The sequence below is a fragment of the Streptomyces panacea genome (genome assembly GCF_040560175.1).
Classification (GTDB): domain Bacteria; phylum Actinomycetota; class Actinomycetes; order Streptomycetales; family Streptomycetaceae; genus Streptomyces; species Streptomyces panacea.
The window spans coordinates 1-3,305 of record NZ_JARJHW010000336.1 but is presented as its reverse complement, the minus strand read 5'-3'; the positions used below and the strand labels follow the sequence as shown (position 1 = coordinate 3,305).

Here is a 3,305-nt window from a genome sequence, read left to right as displayed (position 1 = left end):
CACGATGAACGCCATGCGACACAGCCGGGTCCACGCGGCCGTCCTCGCCCTCGGCGCGCTGCTCGTCCTCGCCCCGGTCGGCGTCACCCCGAAGGGCTGCGGCGACCTGACCGGCGGCCGGCTCTGCGTCGAGGGCCCGGTGGGCGGCAGGGGGACGTTCACGACGCGCTACGTACGGCACGACACCGGTACGAGGACCGCCACGCCGCCCGCACTCCAGCTCGGCTACCAGCGCAAGGACGCCCGGATCACCGCGTTCCCGGGCTGGTTCGGCACCCTCCGTACAGAGGACGGCTCGGCCGCGCTTCACGGCACGCTCGACACGGAGCGCGGCGAGTGCGTCCGGGGACTCATGCACCACGACGACGGCCGCGACTACGTCACCGAATGGCTCTGCTCAAGCTGACCCGCCGCCTCCTCACAAGGAAGGCTCACACCAGCCTGCGCGCCGTCGCCCACCGCGTCAGTTCGTGCCGGTTCGAGAGCTGGAGCTTGCGCAGCACCGCCGAGACATGGGACTCGACCGTCTTCACCGAGATGAACAACTGCTTCGCGATCTCCTTGTACGCGTAACCGCGCGCGATCAGCCGCAGCACCTCGCGCTCGCGCTGCGTGAGACGGTCCATGTCCTCGTCCACCGGCGGCGCGTCCGTCGAGGCGAACGCGTCGAGCACGAAGCCCGCCAGGCGCGGTGAGAAGACCGCGTCGCCGTCCTGGACGCGGAAGATCGAGTCCACCAGGTCCGTGCCGGTGATCGTCTTGGTGACATAGCCGCGCGCACCGCCGCGGATGACGCCGATGACGTCCTCGGCCGCGTCGGAGACCGACAGCGCCAGGAAGCGCACCGGGTCCTCGGCCGCCGCCATCAGCGGGGCGCAGCGGCGCAGCACCTCCACGCCGCCGCCGCCGGGGAGGTGGACGTCGAGCAGGACGACCTCGGGGCGGGTCGCCGTGATGACCGTGACGGCCTGGTCGACGTCGGCGGCCTCGCCGACGACCTCCACGCCCGTGGTCGCGGTCTGCCCGATCTCGGCCTGTACGCCGGTCCGGAACATGCGGTGGTCGTCGACCAGCACCACCCGCACCCGCCTGGCCTCGGCCTCTCCCCCGCCGCTGTCGCCGCTCGTGCCCGTCGTCCCGCTGGTGCCGGTCATGCGTCCGCCGCCCTCTCCATCTCAAGCTCCACTTCCGTGCCCCCGTCGGGGGCCGAACGCACCCTCGCCGTACCGCCGTTGCGTTCCATCCGGCCGAAGATCGATTCTCGTACGCCCATCCGGTCGTCCGGCACCGCGTCCAGATCGAACCCGGGTCCCCGGTCCCGTACGGAGACGAAGACCGTCCGGCCATCGACCTCCGCGAAGACCTGTACGGCGCCTCCCTCGCCACCGTACTTGGCGGCGTTGACCATCGCCTCGCGTGCTGCCTGCATCTGTGCGGTCAGTTTCTCGTCGAGCGGGCAGTCGCCGACCACCACGACCTCGATCGGTACGCCGTGGTAGTCCTCCACCTCGGCGGCGGTCGCCTTGACGGCCTCGGCGAGGGTGTCGGGCTCGTTCTCCTCGTCCTTGCCGGTGCCCTCCGGCTTGTACAGCCAGGCGCGCAGCTCCCGCTCCTGCGCGCGGGCCAGGCGCCGGACCTCGCCGCCGTCGTCGGCGTTGCGCTGGATCAGCGTGAGCGTGTGCAGGACGGAGTCGTGGACGTGCGCGGCGACCTCGGCGCGTTCCTGGGCGCGGATGCGCATCAGGCGCTCGTCGGACAGGTCCTGCGTCATCCGTACGAGCCAGGGGCCGGCGAGCAGCGCGACTCCGGCGACGACGGCGATGGCCGCCGTCAGGACGTTGCCGAGCTGGGCGGCCGAGCCGCGTACGACCATGAAGACGGTCAGGCCCAGGCCGACGAGGGCGACACCGGCCAGACCGCGCGCCAGTTGGAAGATCCTGCGGCGCCTGCTGTCGGTCGAGAGCGACGCCCACTGCGCGCGGCGGGCGTTGTCCGCCTGGCGCCAGACCAGGACGACACCGGCGCCGATGAGCAGCGTCGGCCAGATGTAGCGCCCCGCGCCGCCGCGGCCGAGGTCGGCGCTGGCGACGAAGATCGTCCCGACGACGAACAGCGCGATGAGCGCGAAGGTCTGTCCCCGGTCCGGTTTACGGAGCCGTCGCCGCCCGTCGTCGGTCGTCTCGAACAGCGGCCGGGAGCGGGTGGGCGTGCCGCCGAGGCCGAGCGGGACGACGATCCAGAAGATGGCGTACAGCAGCGCGCCCAGTCCCTGGGCCAGGAACAGGGCGAGGAAGACCAGCCGCACCCAGCCGACCGGCAGCCCCAGATGGCCCGCGAGCCCGCGTGCGACGCCGCCCAGCAGCCTGCCGTCCGCGCTGCGGTAGAGCTTGCGCAGCGGCTGCGCGTCGGCCCCGGGTGCCGTCCCCGACGCGCGGCTGCGGCTGCGGGCCGTGCCCGACGACCCCGAGGCCGGTCCCGAGGCCGATGACGGCGAGGACGACGAGGGGGGCGGGGTGGGCGTGGCGACCGGCATGCCATTGATGGTCACACGAGCGGGCGGGCCCTGGCATCAGGGCTGCGCCCTGAGAGCGGCCCCGAGAACGACCCTGACACCCCCCGTCCGCCCGCCGCGGAATATCAGGGACCGGCCAGGGTCGGGACGGGTGGAGACCGGGCGGCCGGGCCGTCACCATGGACGTATGAATCGGTCCGTACCGCACACCTCGACGCAGCCACCGCAGCCACCGGCTCCCCAGCTGGTGCGCGCGCCGCGGCAGAAGGTCGTCGCGGGCGTCTGCGGCGGGCTGGGGCGGTACTGCGACCTGGACCCGGTCATCTTCCGGATCGTCGTCGTCGTGCTCACGCTGACCGGTGGCATCGGACTGATCTTCTACGGCTTCGCCTGGCTGCTGGTCCCGGTCGACGGTGAGGACGAGAACGAGCTGCGCCGGCTGTTGTCGGGCCGCGTCGACGGCGCCTCCCTGATCGCCGTACTGCTCGCGCTCGTGGGCTGCGGCCTGTTCCTGTCGTCGCTCAACAACGGTGACACGCTCGGTTTCGCCACGATGCTGTCGATCGCCGTCATCGGCGCGGCGGTCTGGTCGCAGCGGCGGCGCGCCACCGCGGAGGAGGGCGGGCCGCTCGACCCGGGGACGGCGGCGGCCGTGGCCGAGGCTCCCCCGGAGACGAAGGCGCCGCCGACGCCCGGCAGTCCGTCGTGGTGGCGCGACCCGATCGTCAAGGACGGGACGACGGGGCCGACGTCGCCGCCCGGCTATCTGTGGGGTCCCGACGACGAGGCCGAC

The 3,305-nt window shown here is 72.8% G+C and carries 4 protein-coding genes; 2 read left to right on the top strand and 2 right to left on the bottom strand.

Annotated elements, in window-relative coordinates; translation table 11 throughout:
* Positions 1 to 406 (top strand): hypothetical protein (locus P3L51_RS35635; RefSeq protein WP_354609514.1); only part of this gene is annotated, 406 nt, incomplete at its 5' end.
* 25 nt (positions 407 to 431) lie between these two features.
* Here the strand turns inward: P3L51_RS35635 and P3L51_RS35630 are convergent.
* Both P3L51_RS35630 and P3L51_RS35625 read right to left on the bottom strand, forming a co-directional pair.
* The gene (locus P3L51_RS35630) at positions 432 to 1,154 is read right to left on the bottom strand and encodes a LuxR C-terminal-related transcriptional regulator (protein ID WP_354609513.1); all 723 of its coding nucleotides are present in this window, start codon (positions 1,152 to 1,154) and stop codon (positions 432 to 434) included.
* Positions 1,151 to 2,533, bottom strand: coding sequence for a PspC domain-containing protein (locus P3L51_RS35625; protein ID WP_354609512.1), 1,383 nt, complete (start codon positions 2,531 to 2,533; stop codon positions 1,151 to 1,153). The genes P3L51_RS35630 and P3L51_RS35625 overlap by 4 nt, the downstream gene beginning before the upstream one ends.
* A 166-nt stretch (positions 2,534 to 2,699) precedes the next feature.
* Here P3L51_RS35625 and P3L51_RS35620 point away from each other — a divergent pair.
* Positions 2,700 to 3,305, top strand: a 606-nt coding sequence (locus P3L51_RS35620; protein WP_354609511.1) for a PspC domain-containing protein, incomplete at its 3' end; no start/stop codon positions are given.

Bases quoted from the DNA above. Each gene is read 5' to 3' on its own strand.
- P3L51_RS35630 (WP_354609513.1), bottom strand. From the start codon at position 1,154: ATGACCGGCACCAGCGGGACGACGGGCACGAGCGGCGACAGCGGCGGG.
- P3L51_RS35625 (WP_354609512.1), bottom strand. From the start codon at position 2,533: ATGCCGGTCGCCACGCCCACCCCGCCCCCCTCGTCGTCCTCGCCGTCA.